The organism is Saprospiraceae bacterium, from assembly GCA_016710235.1.
GTDB lineage: Bacteria > Bacteroidota > Bacteroidia > Chitinophagales > Saprospiraceae > Vicinibacter.
The window spans coordinates 2,184,259-2,207,327 of sequence record JADJLG010000001.1; the positions used below are offsets into that span (position 1 = coordinate 2,184,259).

At 37.7% G+C, this 23,069-nt stretch carries 20 protein-coding genes and 1 tRNA gene; 17 read left to right on the forward strand and 4 right to left on the reverse strand.

Features of this window, described 5'->3' with window-relative positions; all coding sequences use genetic code 11:
- Positions 1–84: 84 nt before the first annotated feature.
- Positions 85–1,425: an RIP metalloprotease RseP gene (gene rseP, locus IPI99_08675; GenBank protein MBK7340588.1), complete on the forward strand. Its 1,341-nt coding sequence runs from the start codon at positions 85–87 to the stop codon at positions 1,423–1,425.
- On the forward strand, positions 1,422–1,940 hold the full coding sequence (hscB, locus tag IPI99_08680) for a Fe-S protein assembly co-chaperone HscB (GenBank protein MBK7340589.1): 519 nt from the start codon (positions 1,422–1,424) through the stop codon (positions 1,938–1,940). The genes rseP and hscB overlap by 4 nt, the downstream gene beginning before the upstream one ends.
- Positions 1,941–1,948: 8 nt before the next feature.
- On the opposite strand, the gene IPI99_08685 is transcribed toward hscB, so the two are convergent.
- The gene (locus tag IPI99_08685) at positions 1,949–2,095 is read right to left on the reverse strand and encodes a hypothetical protein (GenBank protein ID MBK7340590.1); all 147 of its coding nucleotides are present in this window, start codon (positions 2,093–2,095) and stop codon (positions 1,949–1,951) included.
- Positions 2,096–2,118: 23 nt separating this feature from the next.
- Here IPI99_08685 and IPI99_08690 point away from each other — a divergent pair, with 23 nt between their 5' ends.
- The 11 genes from IPI99_08690 to IPI99_08740 all read left to right on the forward strand — a co-directional run bounded on the left by IPI99_08690 (position 2,119) and on the right by IPI99_08740 (position 13,661).
- Positions 2,119–4,290: a S9 family peptidase gene (locus IPI99_08690; GenBank protein ID MBK7340591.1), complete on the forward strand. Its 2,172-nt coding sequence runs from the start codon at positions 2,119–2,121 to the stop codon at positions 4,288–4,290.
- A gap of 11 nt (positions 4,291–4,301) precedes the next feature.
- Positions 4,302–4,775, forward strand: a complete 474-nt coding sequence (locus IPI99_08695) for a hypothetical protein (GenBank protein ID MBK7340592.1) — start codon at positions 4,302–4,304, stop codon at positions 4,773–4,775.
- The gene (smpB, locus tag IPI99_08700) at positions 4,772–5,221 is read left to right on the forward strand and encodes an SsrA-binding protein SmpB (protein MBK7340593.1); all 450 of its coding nucleotides are present in this window, start codon (positions 4,772–4,774) and stop codon (positions 5,219–5,221) included. Before IPI99_08695 ends, smpB begins: the two co-directional genes overlap by 4 nt.
- 1,048 nt (positions 5,222–6,269) lie before the next feature.
- Positions 6,270–6,617: a hypothetical protein gene (locus tag IPI99_08705; GenBank protein MBK7340594.1), complete on the forward strand. Its 348-nt coding sequence runs from the start codon at positions 6,270–6,272 to the stop codon at positions 6,615–6,617.
- A gap of 48 nt (positions 6,618–6,665) precedes the next feature.
- Positions 6,666–7,361 carry a hypothetical protein gene (locus tag IPI99_08710; protein MBK7340595.1) on the forward strand — a complete coding sequence of 232 codons (696 nt, stop codon included), beginning with the start codon at positions 6,666–6,668 and terminating at the stop codon, positions 7,359–7,361.
- Between the two features lie 60 nt (positions 7,362–7,421).
- Complete coding sequence (locus IPI99_08715) at positions 7,422–7,613, forward strand: hypothetical protein (GenBank protein ID MBK7340596.1); 192 nt, start codon at positions 7,422–7,424, stop codon at positions 7,611–7,613.
- Positions 7,614–7,822: 209 nt separating this feature from the next.
- Complete coding sequence (locus IPI99_08720; protein ID MBK7340597.1) at positions 7,823–8,338, forward strand: archaeosortase/exosortase family protein; 516 nt, start codon at positions 7,823–7,825, stop codon at positions 8,336–8,338.
- A gap of 2 nt (positions 8,339–8,340) precedes the next feature.
- Complete coding sequence (locus IPI99_08725; GenBank protein MBK7340598.1) at positions 8,341–9,000, forward strand: hypothetical protein; 660 nt, start codon at positions 8,341–8,343, stop codon at positions 8,998–9,000.
- Positions 8,997–9,536, forward strand: coding sequence for a hypothetical protein (locus IPI99_08730; protein ID MBK7340599.1), 540 nt, complete (start codon positions 8,997–8,999; stop codon positions 9,534–9,536). Before IPI99_08725 ends, IPI99_08730 begins: the two co-directional genes overlap by 4 nt.
- 70 nt (positions 9,537–9,606) lie before the next feature.
- The gene (locus IPI99_08735; protein ID MBK7340600.1) at positions 9,607–11,370 is read left to right on the forward strand and encodes a S8 family serine peptidase; all 1,764 of its coding nucleotides are present in this window, start codon (positions 9,607–9,609) and stop codon (positions 11,368–11,370) included.
- Positions 11,367–13,661: a PKD domain-containing protein gene (locus IPI99_08740; GenBank protein ID MBK7340601.1), complete on the forward strand. Its 2,295-nt coding sequence runs from the start codon at positions 11,367–11,369 to the stop codon at positions 13,659–13,661. The genes IPI99_08735 and IPI99_08740 overlap by 4 nt, the downstream gene beginning before the upstream one ends.
- 97 nt (positions 13,662–13,758) lie before the next feature.
- Here IPI99_08740 and IPI99_08745 read toward each other — a convergent pair whose 3' ends face one another.
- Positions 13,759–14,553, reverse strand: a complete 795-nt coding sequence (locus IPI99_08745; GenBank protein MBK7340602.1) for a class I SAM-dependent methyltransferase — start codon at positions 14,551–14,553, stop codon at positions 13,759–13,761.
- A gap of 71 nt (positions 14,554–14,624) precedes the next feature.
- On the opposite strand from IPI99_08745, the gene IPI99_08750 reads away from it, so the two are divergent.
- Positions 14,625–17,456 carry a CRTAC1 family protein gene (locus IPI99_08750; GenBank protein ID MBK7340603.1) on the forward strand — a complete coding sequence of 944 codons (2,832 nt, stop codon included), beginning with the start codon at positions 14,625–14,627 and terminating at the stop codon, positions 17,454–17,456.
- 99 nt (positions 17,457–17,555) lie between these two features.
- Here IPI99_08750 and IPI99_08755 read toward each other — a convergent pair.
- Together IPI99_08755 and IPI99_08760 are read right to left on the reverse strand one after the other, a co-directional pair.
- Positions 17,556–17,632, reverse strand: a tRNA-His gene (locus IPI99_08755).
- 45 nt (positions 17,633–17,677) lie between these two features.
- Positions 17,678–18,469, reverse strand: a complete 792-nt coding sequence (locus IPI99_08760; protein ID MBK7340604.1) for a phosphopeptide-binding protein — start codon at positions 18,467–18,469, stop codon at positions 17,678–17,680.
- Positions 18,470–18,664: 195 nt separating this feature from the next.
- Here IPI99_08760 and IPI99_08765 point away from each other — a divergent pair, with 195 nt between their 5' ends.
- From IPI99_08765 to IPI99_08775, 3 genes are read left to right on the forward strand one after another with little or no spacing between them, the layout of a single operon-like run.
- On the forward strand, positions 18,665–19,294 hold the full coding sequence (locus IPI99_08765) for an RNA polymerase sigma-70 factor (protein ID MBK7340605.1): 630 nt from the start codon (positions 18,665–18,667) through the stop codon (positions 19,292–19,294).
- 47 nt (positions 19,295–19,341) lie between these two features.
- A complete protein-coding gene (locus IPI99_08770) occupies positions 19,342–20,337 on the forward strand; it encodes a FecR domain-containing protein (GenBank protein MBK7340606.1) in 996 nt (331 codons plus the stop codon).
- Positions 20,338–20,373: 36 nt separating this feature from the next.
- Positions 20,374–23,043, forward strand: coding sequence for a TonB-dependent receptor plug domain-containing protein (locus IPI99_08775; protein MBK7340607.1), 2,670 nt, complete (start codon positions 20,374–20,376; stop codon positions 23,041–23,043).
- Positions 23,044–23,069: the final 26 nt, after the last annotated feature.

Below are 23,069 nucleotides of genomic sequence, written 5' to 3' on the forward strand. Positions count from 1 at the left end.
ATAAAATCTATGTCTTTTGGCCTTCTTTTTAACAAAGAGAACCAAAATTAGGATTTTGACGTTAATGCAGCATATTTTTATCGCATGGGTTATTTTATTATGATCAGCCAGTTTCTGCTCTCTTTGAGTTTGCTGGTGGTCCTTCACGAATTGGGACACTTTCTCCCTGCTAAATGGTTTAAAACAAAAGTTGAAAAATTTTACCTTTTTTTCGATCCTTGGGTGTCGTTGGTAAAAAAGAAAATTGGGGAGACTGAATATGGCATCGGTTGGCTGCCACTTGGCGGCTACGTCAAGATAGCAGGGATGGTAGATGAAAGTTTTGATACGGCCTCGCTTTCAAAAGAAGCCCAACCTTGGGAATTCAGATCAAAGCCGGCTTGGCAACGTCTCATCATCATGCTGGGAGGTGTTACGGTAAATTTTTTACTTGGATTTTTCATTTTTGCCATGATGATTTGGCTTTTGGGCTCTTCCTATATACCTACTCAAGAGCTAAAAAACGGAATTCTGGTCGACAGCCTTACTTACAAGATGGGCTTTCGCGATGGTGACATCATCCTCAAAATGGGTGATAAAAATTTGGATCGATTTGACCGTAGCGTTTTGGTGAAAGGGATGGTTTTGGAAGATCAAAGAAAATTTACAGTCCGCAGAGGTGGACAAATGGTCGATATATTGGTGGATCCTGTCTTAGTGCAAGAGCTAACCAAACCATCCGCGAAAGGACTCACACTATGGACGATTCCAATGAGTTCAATAGTAAAAGAAGTAATAAAAGGCAGTGCAGCTTCAAAAGCCGGTATGCAAGCAGGCGACCTGATTTTGAGTCTGGATCAGAAACCCACACCTTATATTCATCAGGTGCAATCTGTTCTCGCAGGACGAAAAAATGTGCAGCTCCCTATACAATTGGTGAGAGGGACAGATACAATCACCTATGATTTAAATATCGGAGAAGATGGTAGGATTGGAGTCTATTGGACCCCGATGGATAAACAATACAAAATTGGTAGAGAAAAATTCTCGTTCTTCCAGTCGATTCCTCTTGGAGTGAAAGAAGGAATAGACCTGATTTCCAATCAATTGAAGGCCTTTGGCAAAATGTTTTCGGGCGAGATTAAAGCAAAAGATAGCTTAGGTGGTTTTGCAAGCATTGCAGGTATGTTCGAAAAAACATGGGACTGGGAATCCTTTTGGAGAATGACTGCAATTTTATCCATAATACTTGGTTTTATGAACCTATTGCCGATTCCGGGCTTGGATGGAGGACACGTAGTTTTTCTATTGGTAGAGGTCGTCACAGGTCGAAAAGTACCGGATAGCATTGTTGAGAAAGCAACTATGGTTGGATTTATATTGTTATTGGGTTTATTGTTGTTTGCAAATGGTATGGATCTGTTTAGGATCTTCGGAAAGGGATGATCAACTACTTTGAATTATTTAAAATACCCGTTCATTATTATGTCGATCTGACTGCCTTGCGCAAGCAATTCTATGTATTGAGCCGGCAAACCCATCCCGATCAAAATCAGGATGCTGACGCTCAAGCGGAAAGCAGCAAGCTCAATGAAGCTTACAAAACTCTTTCTGATCCCATTTTAAGATTAAAACACATCATAGAACTTTTTCGAGGGCAAGCCATAGAAGAAAATGTGCCTTTTGAAGATCAAGGATTTATTATGCAAATGATGGATTTGCACGAGAAAATTCAAGATGCAATGCTGCAAGACAGTTCAGATGATATTGAGACTGTTCGGTCAGAAATCGAGGACTACAAAGAGTTCCAGCTGCATCACATGCAGAAAGATCTCCTCTCCATCGACCAGCTTGATAAGCTTGAAGATCCTTTGGTTGATAAACTCATCCAATATTATTTTAAACTCAAGTATTTCATTCGTTTGGAAAAGGCAATTTCCGGAGATGATCTTGAATTATAAACAGCTCATCACTTTCTTTGATTCGAAACCTTGCTTTGTGGCATTTCTTCTTCCACATAATGTTCAATATGGACGGATTCTAAGGAATTAATACCTTTGCCCATCCAGTCGGAATAATCCAGGAATGAACCGGCAATGAATATTTGACAATTCATTGACAAATAAGCTTTAATTATAAATGAAGTCAATAAAACTAACTTATCTTTTTGTTTTTGCCTCACTAATCTTCGGAGGACAAGTATCTGCCCAGAAAAAGAAAATCACTGTGGAAGATTTTACTGAAAGAAATACGTTTTCTGTAAAATCGGTGCCTCAGTTTTTCTTCATGAATGATGGGGAACATTATACGTATTGGCTAGATAAAAAGATTCTTAAATCACATTTGTTGGCATCAAGCGAACCAAGCCTCATATTTGATGGCTCCTGGCTCAATTTCGATATTCAGGACTATAGTTTTTCTGCTGACGAAAGAAAACTACTCCTCCATTCCCAAAAAGACCAGATATACAGGTATTCTTTTTCTTCAGATGTTTATGTTCTTGACCTAAATACCAACATGGTGCAAAAACTCTGTGAGGAAGGCAAAGTGATGTATCCTCAATTTAATCTTCAGGGTAATAAGGTTGCTTATGTATTGAATAATGATATTTATATTAAAGACCTGATTTCTGGTCAGACCAAAAGAGTAACGAGAGATGGTTTAAAAAATTCTATTATCAATGGTGCTTCAGATTGGGTGTATGAAGAAGAGTTTACCATGACCAGAGCATTTGAATGGTCTCCTGATGGCAGTACTATCGCTTATTTAAAATTCGATGAAAGTCAGGTAAAGGAAAGTTCGATAGAATATTATTTAAGAGCAAATTATCCGGTAGAATACCGATTTAAATATCCAAAGGTAGGGGAGAAAAATTCTTTGGTAAGTGCCTGGTTCTACAATTTGAAAAAGAAAAAAAATGTACAAATAAAATTTCCTGCAACAGAGGATGATGGCAGCTATTTCCCAAGACTCAAATGGGCATCAGACCAACAAGTTTCTGTCATTCGGATCAACAGATGGCAAAACGAGTTGGATTTATTCCTCGCAGACTTAAATACGGCTGAGGCGAGAAGCATTTTTCATGAGTCAAATTCAAGATATATCGATATCCATGACAATCTTCTGTTCCTCAAAGGGGCTAAAGGTTTCCTTTGGACCAGTGAGATAGATGGGTATAACCATTTGTATCATTATGGACTCGATGGAAAAAAAATAAAACAAATTACACAGGGTAAGAATGAAATTACCCAGGTACTTGGAGTCAATGAATCACAATCTGAAATTTATTTTCAAATCAGCGATAATGACGGACTCGATAGGAAGATCTATCGTTCTGGTATAGATGGAAATGAAAAAACTTGTATTGCCTGCGAAAGCGGTACCAATGATGCCGATATGAGTCCGGGCGGGAAATATTTTATCGTCAACCACAGTACCAGCTATCAGTTACCTAAGTATTTCGTTGTCGACAGAAATTCCCGTGTCATCAAGAAATTGGAGGATAACCAAAGCCTGCAAAGCAAGTTAGCGGATTATGATTTGGCTGATGTGGAGCATCTGCGCATTGCAAACAGGTTTGGCGACAGTCTAAATGCCATCCTGATAAAGCCTTCCGACTTTGATCCAAGCAAAAAATATCCAGTGCTGATGAATGTATATGGTGGACCAGGTAGCCAACTCGTGCTCAACAAATGGAATAGTTTTAAATATACCTGGTGGTTCAATATGTTAGCCTCTGATGGATATTTGATTTGCATTTCTGACAACAGAGGAACAGGAGGCAGAGGTGAAGAATTCAAAAAACAAACTTACTTGCATCTGGGCAAAATGGAAACCGAAGATCAGACCGACGCAGCTCTTTACCTCAAGACTCTTCCTTTTGTCGATGGTGACCGTATAGGCATTTTTGGTTGGAGTTATGGAGGATATATGTCCTCACTTTGCCTTTTGAAATCAAATGATGTTTTCAAATCAGCTATCTCAGTAGCACCTGTTACCCATTGGAAATGGTACGATTCGGTGTATTCAGAAAGGTACATGAAAGATGAAAAACAGAATAGTAATGGATTTGCAGAATATGCACCGGTTTTGTTGGCTGACCGTTTGAAGGGCAATTATATGCTGGTACATGGGATGGGAGACGACAATGTCCATTTCCAACACACTGCTGAAATGATAAACGCATTAGTCAGAAACAATAAATCATTCGATTTGTATGTTTACCCGAACAGATCACACGGGATATCGGGAGATAGAGCTAGATTGCACCTGTTTTCAGAAATGACTAGATTTGTAAAAAATAAAATTTAAACCTTCGAACGATGAAAATCTTAGGGATTTTTGCTCTCATTGCCTCACTTATAACAGTGATGTCCTGTGCACCTCAAACCAAACTTGTCAATCAGAAAGCTGTCCAAGTAGATTGGTTGGTGGGAAAATGGAAACAATTGGATAGGGAAGTCTATGAAAAATGGATGAAAGTCACAGATGCTGAGTTTCTTGGGGTGTCTTATTCTATGGAATCCGGCACAGCAGAAATCATGGAAACCATGAAAATATTCAGGCTGGCAAAGGAATGGATGCTCGAAGTGAAGCTGCCCAAAGCGAGCGATCCGGTTTTATTCAAGATGATTCCGGATCCAGGCTGGCAATTAAAATTTGAAAATGAGAAAAACGATTATCCGCAGATCATTGCATACCGACACAATGCTGATAGTACCGTTTCAGCATTGATTCAAAATTTGGATGGAAGCAAAAAAGTGGATTTTGAATTTAGGAAAGTAAGTACAAAATGAGTTTGGAAATTGTCAACCGTAAGGCGACATATTTATATTTTTTTGAGCAAACATTTGAAGCCGGTATTTTGCTTACCGGAACAGAAATCAAGTCGATCAGGGCAGGTCAGGCTAACCTGAGTGATGCTTATTGCAGTTTCGAAAAAGGAGAGTTGTGGGCACACCATATTCATATTTCAGAATATAAAGAAGGGAATATACAAAACCACGATCCAAAAAGACCGAGGAAACTGCTACTGCACCGCACGGAATTAGCCAAATTGGAACGAAAAGTAACTGAAAAAGGTAAAACCATCATTCCATACCGCATTTTCTTTAATGAAAGGGGCTTTGCAAAAGTTGAAATCGTGCTGGCTTCCGGTAAAAAATCCTTTGACAAGAGAGAAAGTCTGAAGGAGAAAGACCAAAAAAGGGAATTAGAGCGAAATATGAATAAAAGCTACTAGATCGCTCATGCGAAAATTTTTGAACAACAACAAAAGAACAAGCTACAATTTCAAATTTGGCTTACCACCTCGTTGATTCTTCTTACAAGTATACATCATCAAAATGAAACCCATTTTTAGTAGTGGGACATCTTAGGTAGCAAACATGCAATAATACTCAAGAGAATTACAAATTAGATCAAAATATTATATGAGAATTTTGTCCAGCCTTGGATCACTTTGGTGATGTTTGTGCCACCTTCTCAAGGATTTATGAGGAACTATAAGCGAATTTATCGCATCTTAATATGACATTTATATCATCCAATATTTTGTCCTTATTGCATTGAGAGTAACATTGGCTGATATATCAAGGGTTTAGATTTGACTTAAGGGTGACAAAGTCTATGCTTCAAGAATTGGTTTAAGAATATAGGCCTCTTTTATCGTTGCTTGGTGTGTTCAAAAAAAATCTATTCCAGTAATTGCAGCAAGCTCCAAAGCCATGAATTTGAGGGTATTTTGACTCATTATAGTGTTTCAATAGAACTAATTGGAAGAAAGCTTTCTGGTGGGTGATTATTTCTTCTGATCCATAAATTCTAAGCTGTAAAATGAGCGGGAGGTGCGAACAAAACAATTATATATAATAGATAAAATTGATATGATTTGGATGTAAATGCAAAAAACAGGTTGTGTAAAAGACCTTCGGGACATTTTTTTTTGCTTCATTGGTTAAAAATTTTTAAAAAATATGAAAGTAGAATATTCAATATCAATGACTTAAATATTATTAATAGTCTTAAAATTTAAAATACCATTTTGATGGTATATGCAGAAATTGGCCAAGTGTCTACTTTCGCCCTATCTCTTAGACGAAGCAAGCCTCAGAGATACCAAAACTAAACTCACTCCACTAGAAGTATTCAGGGTTAGTTTAATTTTGTGCGTTATTATCTACAGACTATCTCTGAAACAGCCTTTGGCACTCACTGATATTCTGTATTTAGTTTTGTAATTTTTTTAATTTGTATTATAAACCAGTATTAAAACTAAAATCATGAATATTATGTTAAAAAATCTAGCATTACTTTTCTGCCTTGGATTCGCCATAAACATGAGCGCGCAATCTACTGGATCAGTAAACTCATCTGGTCTGCTGCAGATTAACGACAATCTGCCTTGGCAAACTGAGTACAAAGTTGACTTGAGCCAATCTCCGGTTCCAAACAATGAGACTGCTTATCAGCAATATCTTAGCAAGTACATTACTGCATTAAATACTAATGCTACTTGGAGATTTGATGCTGTAAACAGAGTGGTTTACTTAAGAGTTAAGCAACAAGATAGCTTGATGCCAGGTGCATTGGATGGAAAAAAATTGAATTATTTCCTTCAAAGAGCGTACTCTAACTAATTAAAGCAGACTTCATTTAATAACCATCTCAATTCAAAAATCAATCTAATGAAAAAGATATTTTATTCATTACTTTCAGTTTGTGCAATCACAGTTTCTGTTATGGCACAACCGCTATCCAATCCGGTAATTTCTTCTTGGAATGGTAGCACTCCAAACTCAAATTGCGGTACTCTTGTAGCCTTCACAACAGGTAATATGACTGGTCAGCCTATCGGTCCTCTTGGATCAGGTTCTTGTGCGAATCATGGATGTACTCCTTATAACTTCGTAGGAGGATATGAGACTTTGACGTTCAAAAACTCAAATGCTACTAATACGGTATGTTATACTATCGATTATGATGGAACAACTACTGCACAGTTGGTAGGATTTACTTTGAACGGATCTTATACTGCTAACATGACTTGTCCTGTTCCTGGTTTTACAGACAACGGTTCTTACTTCTTGAACCAACCAACTGTAAACTCTTGGGATTTTGACGTTCCGGCTTGTTCTGAATTCACAGTTGTTACTTGGGAATTTGGTAACCCTGGTCCTTACCAATTTACAATCACTCCTCAAAGCGGTTCATCTAAGGATGCAGCAGCTTGCGTAGGTACTGAGTGTATCCAATACTTGACCATCGGTGGTACACCAGTACCAACTATGACTCAATGGGGCCTATTCTTATTTGGCTTGATTTTGTTAACAATGGCAGTTGTAACAGTTTACAACTTATCCAGAAAAACTCAAAAGGCTTAATTGATATATTATCCACTTCATGTGGAATATCAATTATTGCCTGAGTTTTAAAAGGGAAAGATGAATCTTCCTTTTGATAGAAAAGTCTTTGACAAATCCTTCGTTTATGCTATTATGTTAGCATTGGTTGGATGGGTGATAATCTACATCATTTGGGGTGAGTTTACAACTGCTGATATTATTGGTATGCTGTTCGCCGTTCCCATATTGACTTATTTGATTCATATGTTGATGTTGTTTAATAAAGACTGATTTAAACTGGATAATATCATATTAGAAAAATTAAAAAGGGCTAAAGAAATTTAGCCCTTTTTAATTTATACTAACCCTTTATCTATGACTATGTTGGCTTTGGATAATAACTCAAAATTTGGGTTTTACTTAACCTTAGGACAGTAGAGATTGCCCATTTTGGTATTACCTTTGTAGCTTACAATACTTTGAATTATTAAAATTTCGGAATGAATTTTTGGAAAAACTTCAGCCCTATTGCAAGATTTTTGATTGCTTTTTGCATAGTGTTAGGCGCATTTTATGCATTTTATTATTCCGGTTTTTATACTACCTACATCATGCCTCGTATCCTTAATGTACAGGCCATGCTGGCGAACAATCTCCTGAAGCTCATGGGGCATGAGACGTTTTTTGCAAATGATTCTATCGCAAGCGACAAGTTCCGGGTTTCAATAAAAAGTGGTTGTGATGGGATAGAGGCCACAGCAGTCTTTGTTACAGCAGTATTGGCAATGCCCCTTGTCTCCTGGCGAGAAAAGTGGCCCGGATTGTTGACAGGGGTTTTGGTGCTCAGTATTCTCAATATTCTACGAATCGCCGGACTCTATCTTGCTGGTCTTTATTGGCCTTCATTGTTTGAGATACTGCACTTGCACGGTGGTGTAGTTATTTTCTTAATGTTTAGCATCGTCTTATGGTTGATTTGGGTAAACCGTATTTTAAAACGCAGACAAACCAACTAAAAATGAGAAATGAAATCATTCGATTCCTCATTCTATTTGGGTTTTGTTATGCGTTCTGCATTCTATTGTTTCAGAATGCCGCTGTGTATAAATCTCTCAATGCAAAACTTAGAGTAGCTATCACAGCATTGGACAAAAGTTTTTTTTCTAAAGCAGAGATATCATCTCAAGATGTCTATGATGATCAGAATAAAAAGGACCACAATCGGATGTATATAGTATTTGGAAATCCAAAGACAATCAAGATTGAAATGGAGAATGCAAGACGACAAGGGTTGAACGAAGTTAGAATATCGACTTATTCTGCACAGTTTTATTTTTTTCAAATGATCTATGCACCACTGGCATTTTTGCTTTCACTTTTTGTTGGGACAAAGATGCCTTGGAAGAAAATGATGAAAGGCCTTGCTTATTCAATCCTTATATTTACCCTATATATGGGTATAAAAGTTTTGCTCTATACATACTTTTCTATCTCAAATGAACGGATAGGATTATATGAACTTTCTGGTTGGAAAGAACAATTTGTCAGTTTCATCGTTTCAGCCATGAGCATAGGATTTAGTATGGTTCTTTGTTTTTGCCTGTGGTTAATTTTTGGCTTGCGCCACAGCAGTTTTTACCAATTTTTGCAAAGCATATTTTCACAAATTTCAAAATGAAAAAGTTCTTCGTTTTAATTTCTTCCTTTGTTTTATTGAGTTCGTGTTCGCATAAAGTAATTTTGACCGATCTTACGGAGTCAAAATGTGGTAAATTGCACTTTGGAAAAGTGGAATTTCGCAGACTACCTTCGGAAGAAGATAAAGCCACACTCCAAAAATCAGGACTAGTGTTGCAAGAATATGTTTTTGAAAATTATTACCTCGGAGTGTGGAACGGCTCATGGGCAAAGAAAAATCTGGACAAGACTGTAGTGAAAGCATTGTATCCTTTTTCTGAAATGGATAAATTGGCAGGCGGATTGAGCATGAATGAATTGAAATTGAAAGCTGAAAAACCAGGTTCTTCTAAAGTACTCATTCAGACTTTCGGGAGTTTGAAACAAACAGAGCTTGATGCATTTGGAAAAATGCTTTTTAATAAAGATAATTTTTATAGATTGGAAGTGAAAAATCAGTCTTTATTAGATTTACTGGATCATTCATGTGTTAAGTTACTCAACGTAATGGATGAAATCCCGCAAGCTGACGAATAGCGCTTGTTTGGGAATTAATTAGGGGTAAATAAGAAACTTTCATTATTTTTAAGCATAAAATAACCGTTTTATGCCATCGAAATTTCATTTTCCCTTACTGCTTTGTTTTTTTATCTTGTCTAAGCTGGAAAGTCAACAGCTCCCTTCAGTTTTATGGCACAATTCATCCTGTAAACCAGTCATGCATGATGCCGACGCTTTTATTCATGCATTGTCACACAGGGATGTGAGTAATTCAATCAAATTAGTATTGATACATTTCCGCGCAGAACTCAATGCTGAACAAAAGCAAAAACTTTTGGCCTTGGGAGTAGAAATTCATGCATTCGTTCCCCACACATCATATATCATGAGTGTGAATCAGGGCACTTGGAACTCTTTACTTGAACTAGGTGCAACTGCTATCGCCGACATCCTCCCGGAACATAAATTATCGGAGCCTATCTATTATGGGGAAATGTGCTCAGAAGCTGTTTCCGGCAAATCCCAGTTCATGGTGAGTTGGTTTGCTGGTTCTGATCTCAATTACATTTCCAGGATTTTAGCAAAGCACCGCGCAATTTTGATAAAATATTCAGCAATTGATCAAATTAGTATAATTGAATGTCAGAGGTCTGAACTCATTCAAATCGCAGCTGATACAAGAGTCGAATTCCTTTCCTGTCTTCCAGGCCCAGCTGTCCCAGATGATCGCGAGGGAAGATTCTTGCACCGAGTCAACCAAGTTGGAGCAAATGTGAAGGAAAACCTGATGCTGGATGGAGCCGGAGTAAAAGTGTGTATCAGGGATGACGGCATGGTAGGTCCCCATATCGATTTTCAAAACCGGAAAATAGATGGTACGTTCGGTAATATTGGAAATCATGGAGACATGACGAGTGGTATCGCTTGCGGGGCCGGCAACATTGATCCAAGCTATGAAGGCATGGCGCCTGGTGCTACCCTTTACACACTGAACTATCAAGCAGATTTTCTCGATGGAACAGAAGCATTGCATACAGAACAAGGAGTAGTTCTGACCAATACATCTTACAGTGATGGATGCAACGTAGGATATACTTTAGGTACCCAAGTTGTAGATCGGCAGCTTTGGGACAATAAGGAATTGATGCATGTGTTTTCAGCAGGAAATTCAAACAATCTGGATTGTGGCTATGGCGCCGGTCCGCAATGGGGGAATATAACCGGTGGTCACAAAATCGCAAAGAATGCTACTACAGTGGCAAATATCAAATTTGATGGTACAGTAGAGGTTTCCTCATCACGTGGTCCAACCAAGGACGGTAGGATGAAGCCAGAAGTTTCTGCACGTGGCACGGATGAATTATCAACAGATGAGAATAACCAGTATCAAGTAGGTGGTGGTACCTCGGCAGCCGCGCCAGGTGTAATGGGAACAATGGCTTTGTTATATCAAGCATACAAGCAGAAGCACATGGAACAAAATCCTCCAGGTGGATTGATCAAAGCAATTCTTATGAATACAGCTTCAGATTTGGGTACTCCCGGGCCGGATTACATACACGGAATGGGCATGATAGATGCATACAGAGCATATCAATGTGTTCAAGCTGAATCTTATCAGCTCCAGACACTCCACCAGTCAGAAACAAAACAGCTGACTCTCAATATTCCGGCAAATGTGAAAAAAGCAAAATTGCTGTTGTATTGGCCTGAATCGCCTTCTACCCCGCTTTCTTCCAGAGCCTTAATCAATGATCTAAATCTAGTGTTGCACGATAGTAGAGGTGGAGTCGTTCATCCAATGGTATTAGATCATAGACCTAATATTATAACCTTAGGAGCAGGAGCTAAGCCGGAATTGATTCCATGAATAATTTTGAACAAATTATTTTAGATCAACCCATTGCAGGAACTTATACCGTCCAGATCAGTGCTTCCTCCATGCCGGATGACGAGGTTCAATTTTATTTTTTAGAGGATTATGAGCCTGCAGAACTTCGACTTTCTGCACCAATCGGTGGCGAAAAATTTCAATCAGGTGACGCTACTGCAGTTTATTTTACGACAAACGGCTCTAAGGATTCAGTTGAAGTCAGGATTTCGATTGATGAAGGAAGTACCTGGAGAATTAGAAAAAAAGTACCATCTAGTGCATTTCTTATGCCGTGGTCGGTCCCTATTGGTGTAAACTCAAATCGATGTATCGTCGAAATTCAACAAGGAGGTGAAATAGTCAGAAGTGATTTTTTTACTTCATCTACACTAGTAAATGGCTTAAAGTTGAAACAGTTTTGTCCGAATGAAATTCAGTTGACATGGGATAAATCAGCGAAGGATAGTTTCTTACTGTATAAATTGGGAGATAAGTATATGGAACCTTTTGCTACGTCTGGTACTAATTCCATTTCTATTCCAATTACAAATCCCCGTGATTTAAAATGGGTTTCCGTTGCAGGCTATAAGGGTGATGTGTTATCTAAAAGGAACAAAGCGATCGAAATTCCGCAAACCTTAGTGAACTGTCCTGTCGATGCGGATGCAAAGTTGAATTTGGTTTCTGCTTCCTCTCAACAAGTTAAGTTGAATTGTGATATAACCAATATTGATGCGGCTGTCAAAATTTATAATCTTACAGCAAATCCAATTGATTCGTTTATCATTGGAGCACTTTCTTCAGAAGGTGTAAGACAACATAAATTTATAAAGCAGATCAAAGGATTTGATTCACTAAGCTTAAGTGTTAATAATTTAATTTCTAGCAAAGGCTCCGGCGATGCCATTATTCCCGTTTGGATTGATATCGTCAATGATGGCTTCAGATATAACGATACTTCTCAGCTTTCTTTTTATCTGACTGCGGTCAAAGATAAAATAGGAGTCTATCCTTTAATTGAAGGATTTGATTCTGATCAATTGCCTTTAAAGTGGGAATTTTATGATCCTGTTCATGAGAAATCTTGGGCGGTCAGCCAAGTAAAATCAAATTCAAATACAGAGAGTAATGCAATTTATTACTCCAACAAGACATTTGGTTATATCGGAACCAAAACCTACTTATATTCTCAGACTGTAGATTTGAATAGTGCGATTGAACCATACCTTTACTTTAATCTCGCTTATCATATGGATGGTAGAGCATTAAATTTTCTGGATAGTGTAAAAATTAAAGTGGTTTCTGTCTGTGGTTCGGATGAATCAGAAACACAGATTATTCAACTCTATAGTAATTTATTAAGTACGGTTGATACTTCATCTTCAACTGACTGGTCTCCGCAGAAAGCTGCGGATTGGCAAAAATTATCCTTTGACTTAAGCGAATTTAAGGGAAAGAAAATTGTTATACTCTTGGAAACAACGAAAGGAATGAATCACGATTTGTTCATTGATGATTTTGTTGTAAAAGAAAGAGAACACACTCTTCCCAATTATAACATCGACGCAGCTCCTGACGATCCTTGCGTGCTCACCGCAACTATTGTAAAGGAAGATAACCCTTCCACGAGTGGAGAGCATTATTGGGATTTTGGACTCGGTGCAGTGCCAAAAACAGCTACCGGTGCAGGGCCTTTTACTGTACGTTATACCAATGGCGGAAATAAAAAAATTGTTGAGAAAGTGACAGACGCGGATAAAACTTATTATATCATAAAAGATATAAAAGTTTTTTTACAGCCCATTGCCTCTTTTGCCACTTCAATTCAGGGGAAAACTGTTCAGTTTACAAATAATTCTTTTGCTACAAAAAATGTTTTCTGGGATTTTGGCGATGGTACGAATAGTAGTGAAGAAAACCCGATTCATGTTTTTCCGGATTTTCTCAAGTATACCGTCAGATTGGTAGTTTCAAATTCATGTAATTCGAGCACAACCAGCAAGGTGGTTGATCTCACGACAGTTGGTGTCCATGAGCCCGGAGGCCCCACGGAATCATTACTAAATGTATATCCACAACCAGGGGATGATGAAGTGAATTTTGTGGGAATACAAAAAATAGAATCATTGATTTTGAAAAACTTGCAAGGACAACAAGTAATGCAAGTGTACCCTCAATCAATATCATACAAGATGCATGTGAATCATTTTCCGGCAGGCATTTATCTTTTGGATTATCAGCTGAAAGGTGGATTGAAGCAGCAAGTGAAAATAAGCATTGTACATTGATGAGATAGATATTCAGAACAAATGCTTCCTAGAAGGGATGTTTTATCTTCCTTTTAGGTTAAACTATTTCAAAGAAACATCGACCTAAAAAAGCAGATTACCATAGGCCAATATCCCAGGGCTTGGCCCAATAAGGGATAGAACTGATATGTGAAGAAGTGATATGTTCTGATAAGAAGACCAATCCCCATCTACAGGTTTCTAAGCTGGCATGGACTTGTTTCATTTGAATGATTTCTTTCCATGCTTTATACATATCAGATGACCAATGTATATCGTCAAAGAGAATGACTGCGTCGCTTGAGCAACATGACATAATATGTCTCATTGCAGCATGGCTAGCTTCATAACTGTGATCACCATCAATAAAAATAAAATCAAAATTCTTTATTTCATTTGAAGCAAAAAAGTCTTCAAATCGATGGTTGAGGTAACTCACATTTTCTACAAATTTTGCATTCTGTTGCTGTGCAAATTGACTGAAAAAAGAATTTCCCTCAACGGTAGTGATCGCGCTATTTTGGGAAACCATGGCCATGCTTAAGGTAGATATCCCAAGACAAGTCCCTAATTCTAAAATTTGCTTAGGTTTCAAATACTCAATCAACCTGTACAAATCATGGCAAACTTTGGGAGGGCTAACAGCTTTTTTAGCAAAATTTCCAAGTTTTTTTCCTTGTTGATTTCTTTCAAAGGAAAATTCATCTTCGGGGATAATTTGTTCCAGGCAACATATTGCTTCATATTGCGTATTTATCTTGTCAAAGTCATAATAAACCCTGCTGGGATCAAACACTTTGGTAACCAAATCATAAAAAAATGGCGGATGAATCGAATATATAGTTTTTGCGCGGTAATAAAATTCTAAATATGCAAACCAGGCTATTGCCATGTCAATAGTTGAAAATGAACCAGAAATTAATAGTAATTTTGTATCATATATAATAAACGACGAGCTTGCAAATGTATAAATTATTTGTATTGTGCTTTGCCTTTAGTTTTTTCGGAATTTTCGATACCGAGGTCAAAGCCCAAATTAAGTTTGATGAAGCTGAACTGGCACAAGTTTTTCACAGTGGAATTGTCACCTGCATATCAGACATCAATGGGGACTATATTGACGATATACTGGTGGTCGATCAAGGACAGCAGCTTTGGCTTGGTCTCAATGGAGGTGGCGCAAATTTTATTTGGAAAAAGCTGCCGTATGATGTATCCAAGCATGAATTATGGTCAGTAAGTGTAGCAGATATAGATCGAAATGGTTGGAATGATATCATAGTGGCAGGTGATGAAAATTCCATTAAAATATTATATAATACAAATTTAACTTTTAGATTGGATGATTTGGTCCACTCAGATTTTTTTTCACAATCAGCAAATTTTTTTGATATCAACAATGATGGATGGATAGATTATTCAATTTGCGATGATAATGCTCACGCAAGGATCTATGAAAATATTGGAGGCATATATTCAGAGAACCTAAATTGGGTAGATCTGAGTTTGCCTAATCCTTTCTATGAGGCAGGTAATTATGGAATATTATGGTCAGATTTTGATCATGATAATGACCCGGACTTGTATATATCAAGGTGTAGAGCAGGTGTAGATGATCCAACAGATCTGAGACGCCGAAATTTTTTTTATGAAAATCAAAATGGTAAGTTTACCGAAACAGGAGATACTAAAGGATTAGCTATTACTGATCAAACCTGGACCACAGTAAAAGGTGATTTTAATGGTGATCGAAAACAAGATTTATTCATTTTAAATCATTACACTCCATCTTTAATCATGATCCAAAATTCAGCTGGCAATTTTGAAGATAGAACACTTGAGTCCAATTTGAAATTCAGTGGGATTCCTATACAGGCATCGGCCTATGATTTTGATTGTGATGCAGATTTGGATTTGTTGATATCAGGGACAGCAACAGAATTGTGGATAAATGATTCCAAAGGACATTTTTCATTAGCTGAATCATGGCAGAGTTCTAGACCATTTTCCTCATTTTCTACCGGAGACTTCAATGAAGATGGTTACCCAGACGTCTACACATCTTTTGCGGACTTGCTCAATTTTCCAAACAATCAAAAAGACAAGATTTTTTTGAATTCAGGAGGAAAAAATCACTGGCTGAAACTTGGCTTCAAAGGAAGCAATAGCAATCTAAATGGCATAGGAGCAAAGGTGTGGTGCTATGCTGGTAAAATAGGGCAATATCGAGAATTGAGTTCGGGAGAATCTTATGGTATTCAGAATAGTTTGAATTTGCATTTTGGATTGTCAGGATACTCTGTAGTAGATAGTCTGATTGTACAATGGCCATCTGGTTTTATCCAAAAATTTAAAAACTTGGATGGAGATAAATTTTATCTTATATCTGAAAAGGACAGTTGCGCCACGGTTAAAGCAAAACTTTATCCAACCGGCGAATTGGTTTTTTGTAATGATCAAGGTGTGACATTAAGGGCAGAATCGTCATTGCAAAACTATAAATGGAGCTCAGGAAAGACAAGTGACAGTTTGATCGTAAACGAGGATGGTATTTATTATTATGTTGCTGAAAATTTGGATTTGTGTAGTGTAGTTTCGCAACCAACTTCAGTTCTCTACCATCCTCTACAGAAGCCCACACTGAATCATAGTTTTGATGAGTTTGTTTGCGCAGGAGAGTCCGTTGAGCTAAATGTTCCGCATTATCATGTGCTACGCTGGCAGGATGGTGACAGCGATTCCATATTTGTTGCGCAACGGGACGGCTTGTACTTTGCTGAGGTGCAGGGTAAATGTGGAAGTGTGTTTACGGATACTTTTACATTAAAAGTAACTCCGACTTTAGATCCATTGAACTTGGCTGATATTTTGGTTAGATATGGAAATGATGTTCAAATCAATAGTCAAATTCCAGACACCAGATGGTATATCAGAGAAAATTCAATTCTACAGTTCTTTACAGGGCCTATTTTGAAATTGGCTTCAGCAACTAGAGATACAACTTTTTGGTTCGAATATGATTCAACATTCAGTGCACAAGAAATACATGGCAGTTTGATTTATCCTGAGTTTGCTCAAGGTCCATATCCTTCTGCTAATCTCAACCCTCAGATGAAATTTTCAGCATTGGAAGATGTGATCCTTAGCTCGGTCACAGTATTTGCCGACCTTGGTGGTGTTCGAAACTTTGAACTAAAAGATGGCCTCGGGACAGTGATCGCGTCTAAATCGGTCAACATCTTGCCTGGTCAAAATCAAGTGAATCTGGGTTTTAAATTAGCTGCAAACTCGAGATATTTGTACTTGGGCACAAACCGAGACACAAATATTTTCTATCTGGGAACTAACGGGCCGCAACTTCAAAGAAGCGATAAAGGATTCTCTTATCCAATCAGGATAGAAGATAAAGTTAAAATAACAGAGTCAAGTGTAGGAGAAAATTATTATTATTTTTTCTATGACTGGGTGTTACGAAGAAATGATATTGTCTGTACAAGCAAACGCGAAGCTGTGAATATCAAGATAGAACCCTCTGCGGTGGGTGAAGGTGAAGGTGATCAGCTGATGATTTGTATTGCTGGAAATCATTATCCGGTACCAGGTATATGGAAATCTTACACTGACGTCATAGTAAATCTTTACAATCTCTCCGGGCAATTGATGTGGTATGGGGGTCTCCATGCAGCCGTAAATGATTTGTCCCAAAATGATTTGGTCCCTGGTAGGTATTTTGTTGAAATAGTAAGCTTCACCAGTCGTAATAGACAAATTATTCAGGTAGATATTCCTTATTAATTGTAATCCTTGATAAAGATAAAATTAAGTTTTATTTTAAGTTTAGTCGTATTAAGACGTATGAATTAAAAATAAAAAAGCCTCCCGTTTGGGAGGCCTTGGGGTGGATGATCGGGTTCGAACCGACGACCCTCGGAACCACAATCCGATGCTCTAACCAACTGAGCTACAACCACCGTTTGTTAAACCTTTAGGTTTAGCGAGTGCAAATCTAAGGAGAATTATTTTACCGAAGGTTCTGCCTGTAAGGTAAATTTTCTTTCAACAGGATTTAATGGACATTTGACAAGATTGCCAGACGCATCCACAAGGCTCAATTTCATTACGTGTTCACCCATTGGAAGTCCTGTCATGATAATGGGTTCCCATTTGTCGAGGACAAAGCTGTTTCCGGCCACCTCAGCCTTTACTTTATATTCTGAGCCCAATTGGCAGTTGACCATGTAAAAGTCCAACATGACTCTATCTGCATCTTTACCTACGTAAACGCCTTTTGGTCTGCTGTAAAACAGCATTGGTTGAGATACGGGCTCAACTTTTACAAGGCTGCTATCTTTAATTTCAGCATTCATAAGTGAAAAAGCACTATTTGTCTTGATACTTTCATGATATGATCTCGATAGAAAAGACAAAAGATAGTGTTTGCCATCCGGGACGATATAATGAAAGCTGTCTTTGTATCTCGCCTCATAAGGCTTATCGTCGACGATGAGATGGATATGCTGACCATCTTTAGAGTTGGCACACATTTTCTGTGGTGCATCGCTCGTTTGCTCACCCAATTTGTAGTCTCCACTGATTTGATATTTGAAAGTACCATTTTCATAAGCTACGGACTGAATCGCTGCATTTGGGAATGGAGTGGAAGACTCCATTGGTTCTGTTTTAAAAACCAGCTCTTTCGAATTTTGACCGGTTCCCGCCCCTGGTTTACATGAGAATTGACTTACTGAAAATAGGAAAATAAGTGCCAAGAAAGGGAATGTGCTGATCTTTGTAACTGGATTTTTCATGATTTATGATTAAGTTTGAAAAAATGATCAAGTCGGAACGATTTTTGAAGAAAAGCTCAGAACTTGTACCTGTCCTTAAGTTTATTAGACTCAAAAATTGCTTTTATCATCAACAAGGTAATTTCATTTGTTTGTTTCAATATAAACAAATTTAAGTAGTCAAGTTTCAAATAAACTAAAGGAAAAGGTGGCTTTTTGAATTTTTATAGTCTCAATGGCAAAACAAGAAGTCCATTAAGACTCAGATTTAGTTCAAAGTTCATGGAATCCAATAATGCAGACATAGACGAAATGATCTTGGAACGGCTCAAAGCCGGTCAAGAATCCGCCATGTCACTGATCTATTCGCATTATTATTCTACTCTTGTGAGCAGATTGTATAGTATTTTAGGCGATTTACAATTTGCAGAGGACTTATGTCAAGATTTATTGGCTGAGGTTTGGAGCAAGCGTGATCAGCTCAACATTAGTTCCTCCTTGAAGTACTATTTACTAAGAGCATCAACCAACCGCGCCCTTAATTTTGTCAAAAGCAAGAAATTGGATTTTGAAGAATTGGACCAGGATACTGATTATGCAGATTCAGATGATCCTTCGGTCAGCCAAGAATCGTCGGAGAAGGACCTGAATATTGAAAGATTATATCAATCCATTGATTCTTTGCCTGAAAAATGCTCTATCGTCTTCAGAATGAGCAGGTTCGAGAATATGAGTTACAGTCAAATTGCAGAAACCCTAGACATCTCTGTCAAAACTGTTGAGAACCATATTGGAAAAGCACTAAAAATTTTGCGAAATCAGTTAAAAAATATTGTCATAGAGTAGGGGGGACGAAATGAGATATTGTCTTTATTATGAAAGGAGTTTCTTTTATGATAGAAATATTGATCCATAAAAAGCTTACTAACCAACTCAATGCGGAGGAGAATGCTGCATTTGAGCAGTGGATCAATGCCTCAAACGATCACCCTTTGATCTTTGCTGAGTACAGGACTATTTGGGAAGCCGGTGCACGGCTCAAACCCGAACTGAAAATAAATCCTGAGACAGCTTATGCGCGATATTCCCAAAAGTACCAAATAGCGGGTAGCAAAGCCGGAGAGATGCGTCGAATGAGAATGAGATCTAATGTATTTCTCCGATTTGCTGCAGCGGCATGTTTGCTAGGATTGCTTGTTTTCGCCGGTTTGAATGTATTCAATAACTACAATAAGGTCCAAACGATTAGTACCAATTTGCGGACGATCAGCACATTCAATCTCGAAGATGGCACAGTTGTCAAATTGAACAAAGGATCTTCCCTAAGTTTTCCAAAGCACTTTAAGAAAGGAAATCGGAACGTCACTTTGAAAGGTGAAGCGTTTTTTGAAGTCAGTAAAGATGCGCAAAGACCTTTTGTAATCCATGTTTCTGAAGGAGACATTACCGTCCTTGGGACTAGTTTTAATGTGTTTCAAAGGGACAATCTTTCGCTAACGATCCTTGTGACATCTGGTCAGGTTAAATTTACCCCTGAAAATGGTTCAACTCCGGTCTTTATTTCGAAAGGGGAAAAAATGACTTTTGACGCGGAAGGTATTATACAGAAAGAAACGGATCTTGCTGCTAACGACCTGGCTTGGTTTAGAAAGACATTGCAATTTGAAAACATTGCCTTAACCCAGGTATTGAAAGATATATCTAAGTTTTATGCTGTTGATATCAGAGCTGACAGACCTTGTATTGACGAGTTGAGGTTCAGTTCTCCCGGTGACCTAAGTCTGGGCACAAATATTGAACAAGTGCTTCGCATCGTCACAACACCTTACCCTATGCTACGAGTCAGCAAATCAGCTGAGGGCTATCTCATTTCAGGTAATTGTAAATAAAACCATATCTTGCGCAGAATATTACACAAGTGATTCATGCGTGTTAATCTTGTTGTCATTTTATTTTTGTCTTTCCTTTTCGTTGTAGAATTAAAAGGCCAAAAGGACAATTTAGATAAACTTTATAGTTTTAGCTTTCATCACACAACTTTAGATAAAGCATTTGGACAAATTTCTAAAACCAGTGCAATAAACATTTCTTTTGATCAAGCTTATTGTGAGAAAAGACAGGTTACAAAGTATTTTGTGAATCATCCACTTCGAGATATTTTAGGGGAACTCAGTGCTGAGCACAATTTGAAACTTGTAGTGATTAATTCTGAGCAAATTGCTATCGAACCTGACATTCCCCAAGAACCCAACGAGTACTATGTCAGTGGCAGAGTTGAAGATTCTGCTTCTCAGGAATTAATCATTGGAGCCATTGTAAGCAACGGTGGAAACTGGACAATGACTAATGACTATGGATATTTTGTTTTGAAATCAAAACATAAATTGGACCAAATTGAAGTGTTCCAGTTAGGATATGCGGCTAAATTGGTTTCCTTAAAAGGAAATCCTTCCAATTTTTTAACTATCAGACTCTCTAATCAATCCATATTGCCAACCATCATTGTTTCCCAAAGTTCTGATAGAAACTCAGAGATGAAAGAGTGGAACGAAGGAATAGTATCAACACGATTTATTGCGGCAGTGCCTACCGCTTTTGGTGACAGAGATGTGCAACGAAGTCTTCAGTCTGTCGCAGGGATATCAGGTGGTGCGGATGGTTTTGGAGGTCTCAACGTTCGGGGCGGTGGCTACGATCAAAATCTGATTATGTTGGATGATGTGCCATTGTATTATAGCAATCATGCTCTAGGGTTATTTAGTATATTCAACCCGGATGCAATCAGAAACATTCAATTTGTCAAGGACAATTTTGCAGCAAAGTACGGCGGCAAATTATCCAGCGTCATTGATATCCATTCTAAGGATGGTAGCTTTAATACATGGAATGCGATGTTGTCCACAGGTTTGTTGAGTAGCAAAATACAGTTTGATGGACCTCTGATGACTGAAAAATTGGCTTGTTTTTTTTCTGCACGCAGAACGATGATCGATCCTTTTATAAAATCTCTCACAAAATATTTCAAGGAGCAAGGTGGTAAAGAAGGTGAGACAAAATATTATTTTTATGATTTAAATGCCAAACTCTCATACCTGATCAATTCTAAAAGTAGAGTGTATCTCAGTTATTATACAGGGAAAGATTTTTTTAATGATCAAGAATTATTGTATACAGAAAATGATAACAATTCTACAGTAAGTCGTAATTTCGATCAGCTGGAATGGAGAAACCAAATCGCGTCTTTGAGGTATCATTATAGTTTCACAAAATCCGTTTTTTTAAATCAAGTATTTTATTACGGAACCTATCACAGCTCATCAGAACAGTTTGAAGGTTACTTGACCAGTTTCAACGGTGTAGCAAGAGATTCATTTTTATTGGGAAGATCTTTTTATACGCGACTTAATTATTTTGGTTGGAACAGTTTTCTTGATTTGCATTTTGGAGGCGAACACCAATTAAAAACAGGGTGGACCTTGATGCGGGAAGGGTTTAAACCAGCATTGTATACTACACAATTGGGAAGTGATTTGAAAAGTGAATTTTTATCTTATACACCAGGTCCGATAGACAGTATTTTACAAAAGAATAAGTCGAGTTTACCTGAATTTCATGTATTTATACAACACAATAAAAGATGGAATAGGTCATTGTCTTCTTCTGCAGGGATCAGAGCTACTTATCTTGAATATGATGGAGTCAGAACTGTTAGATTGCAACCACGGGCAAGCTTGATCACTGATATTTCAAGGAAAATAGCCTTATCTATATCTTACGATAGAAATATTCAAACGGCACATTTGATAAGTTCAAATTCTTTAGGACTACCTACTGATCTTTGGGTCCCTGTCACAAAGGAATTTGGCCCACAGACTTCTGATCAATTCACTTTTAATTTAAATTGGACTCCTGCTTCTCACTCTTATTTTAAACTGTCGGCATATTTTAAAAATTCGAAGCAATTGGTGCAAATAAAAGAAGGTGCAAGTTTTCTTTTTGCTGAAATTAAGAACTGGAAAGAACAGCTTACCACAGGTTCTGGAAAGTCTAAAGGACTGGAATTATCTTACCGGCTTCAGTCCAGTAAATTGATTTGCCAATCCAACATCACCTGGAGCAAGTCGACAAGAAAGTTTGAGTTGTTAAATAGAGGTCAGGAATTTTTGTACAAATATGATAGACCTATTCAAATCAAATTATTGACTACTTATCAATTGTTTGAGAATACTAAACTTCACTTATATTCTGAATTTGCTACAGGTAGCCCTGTTAGTTTACCTTCCGGTGATTATTTGTATTACTCAACTGAAAGTGGTTATCCTCAGCTCAATATTTACCATTATGACAAACTCAACAATGAACGACTTCCCGATTATTTTAGACTGGACTTGGGCTTGAGCTATACATTGACTTCAGACCGGATAGGACAAGAATTCTATATAGGCGTATATAATTTAACCAATAGACTGAATCCGATTTTTATTGAATTAGATGGTTCAGGCACCGGAAGTATCAACTCTAAATTCCAACAGGTGAGCCTCATGCCTCTCCTTCCCAGTGTAAGCTATAGGATCAGCTGGCGTTCAAAGGCTTAGAAGTTTATTTGTATAAAAGATTATTA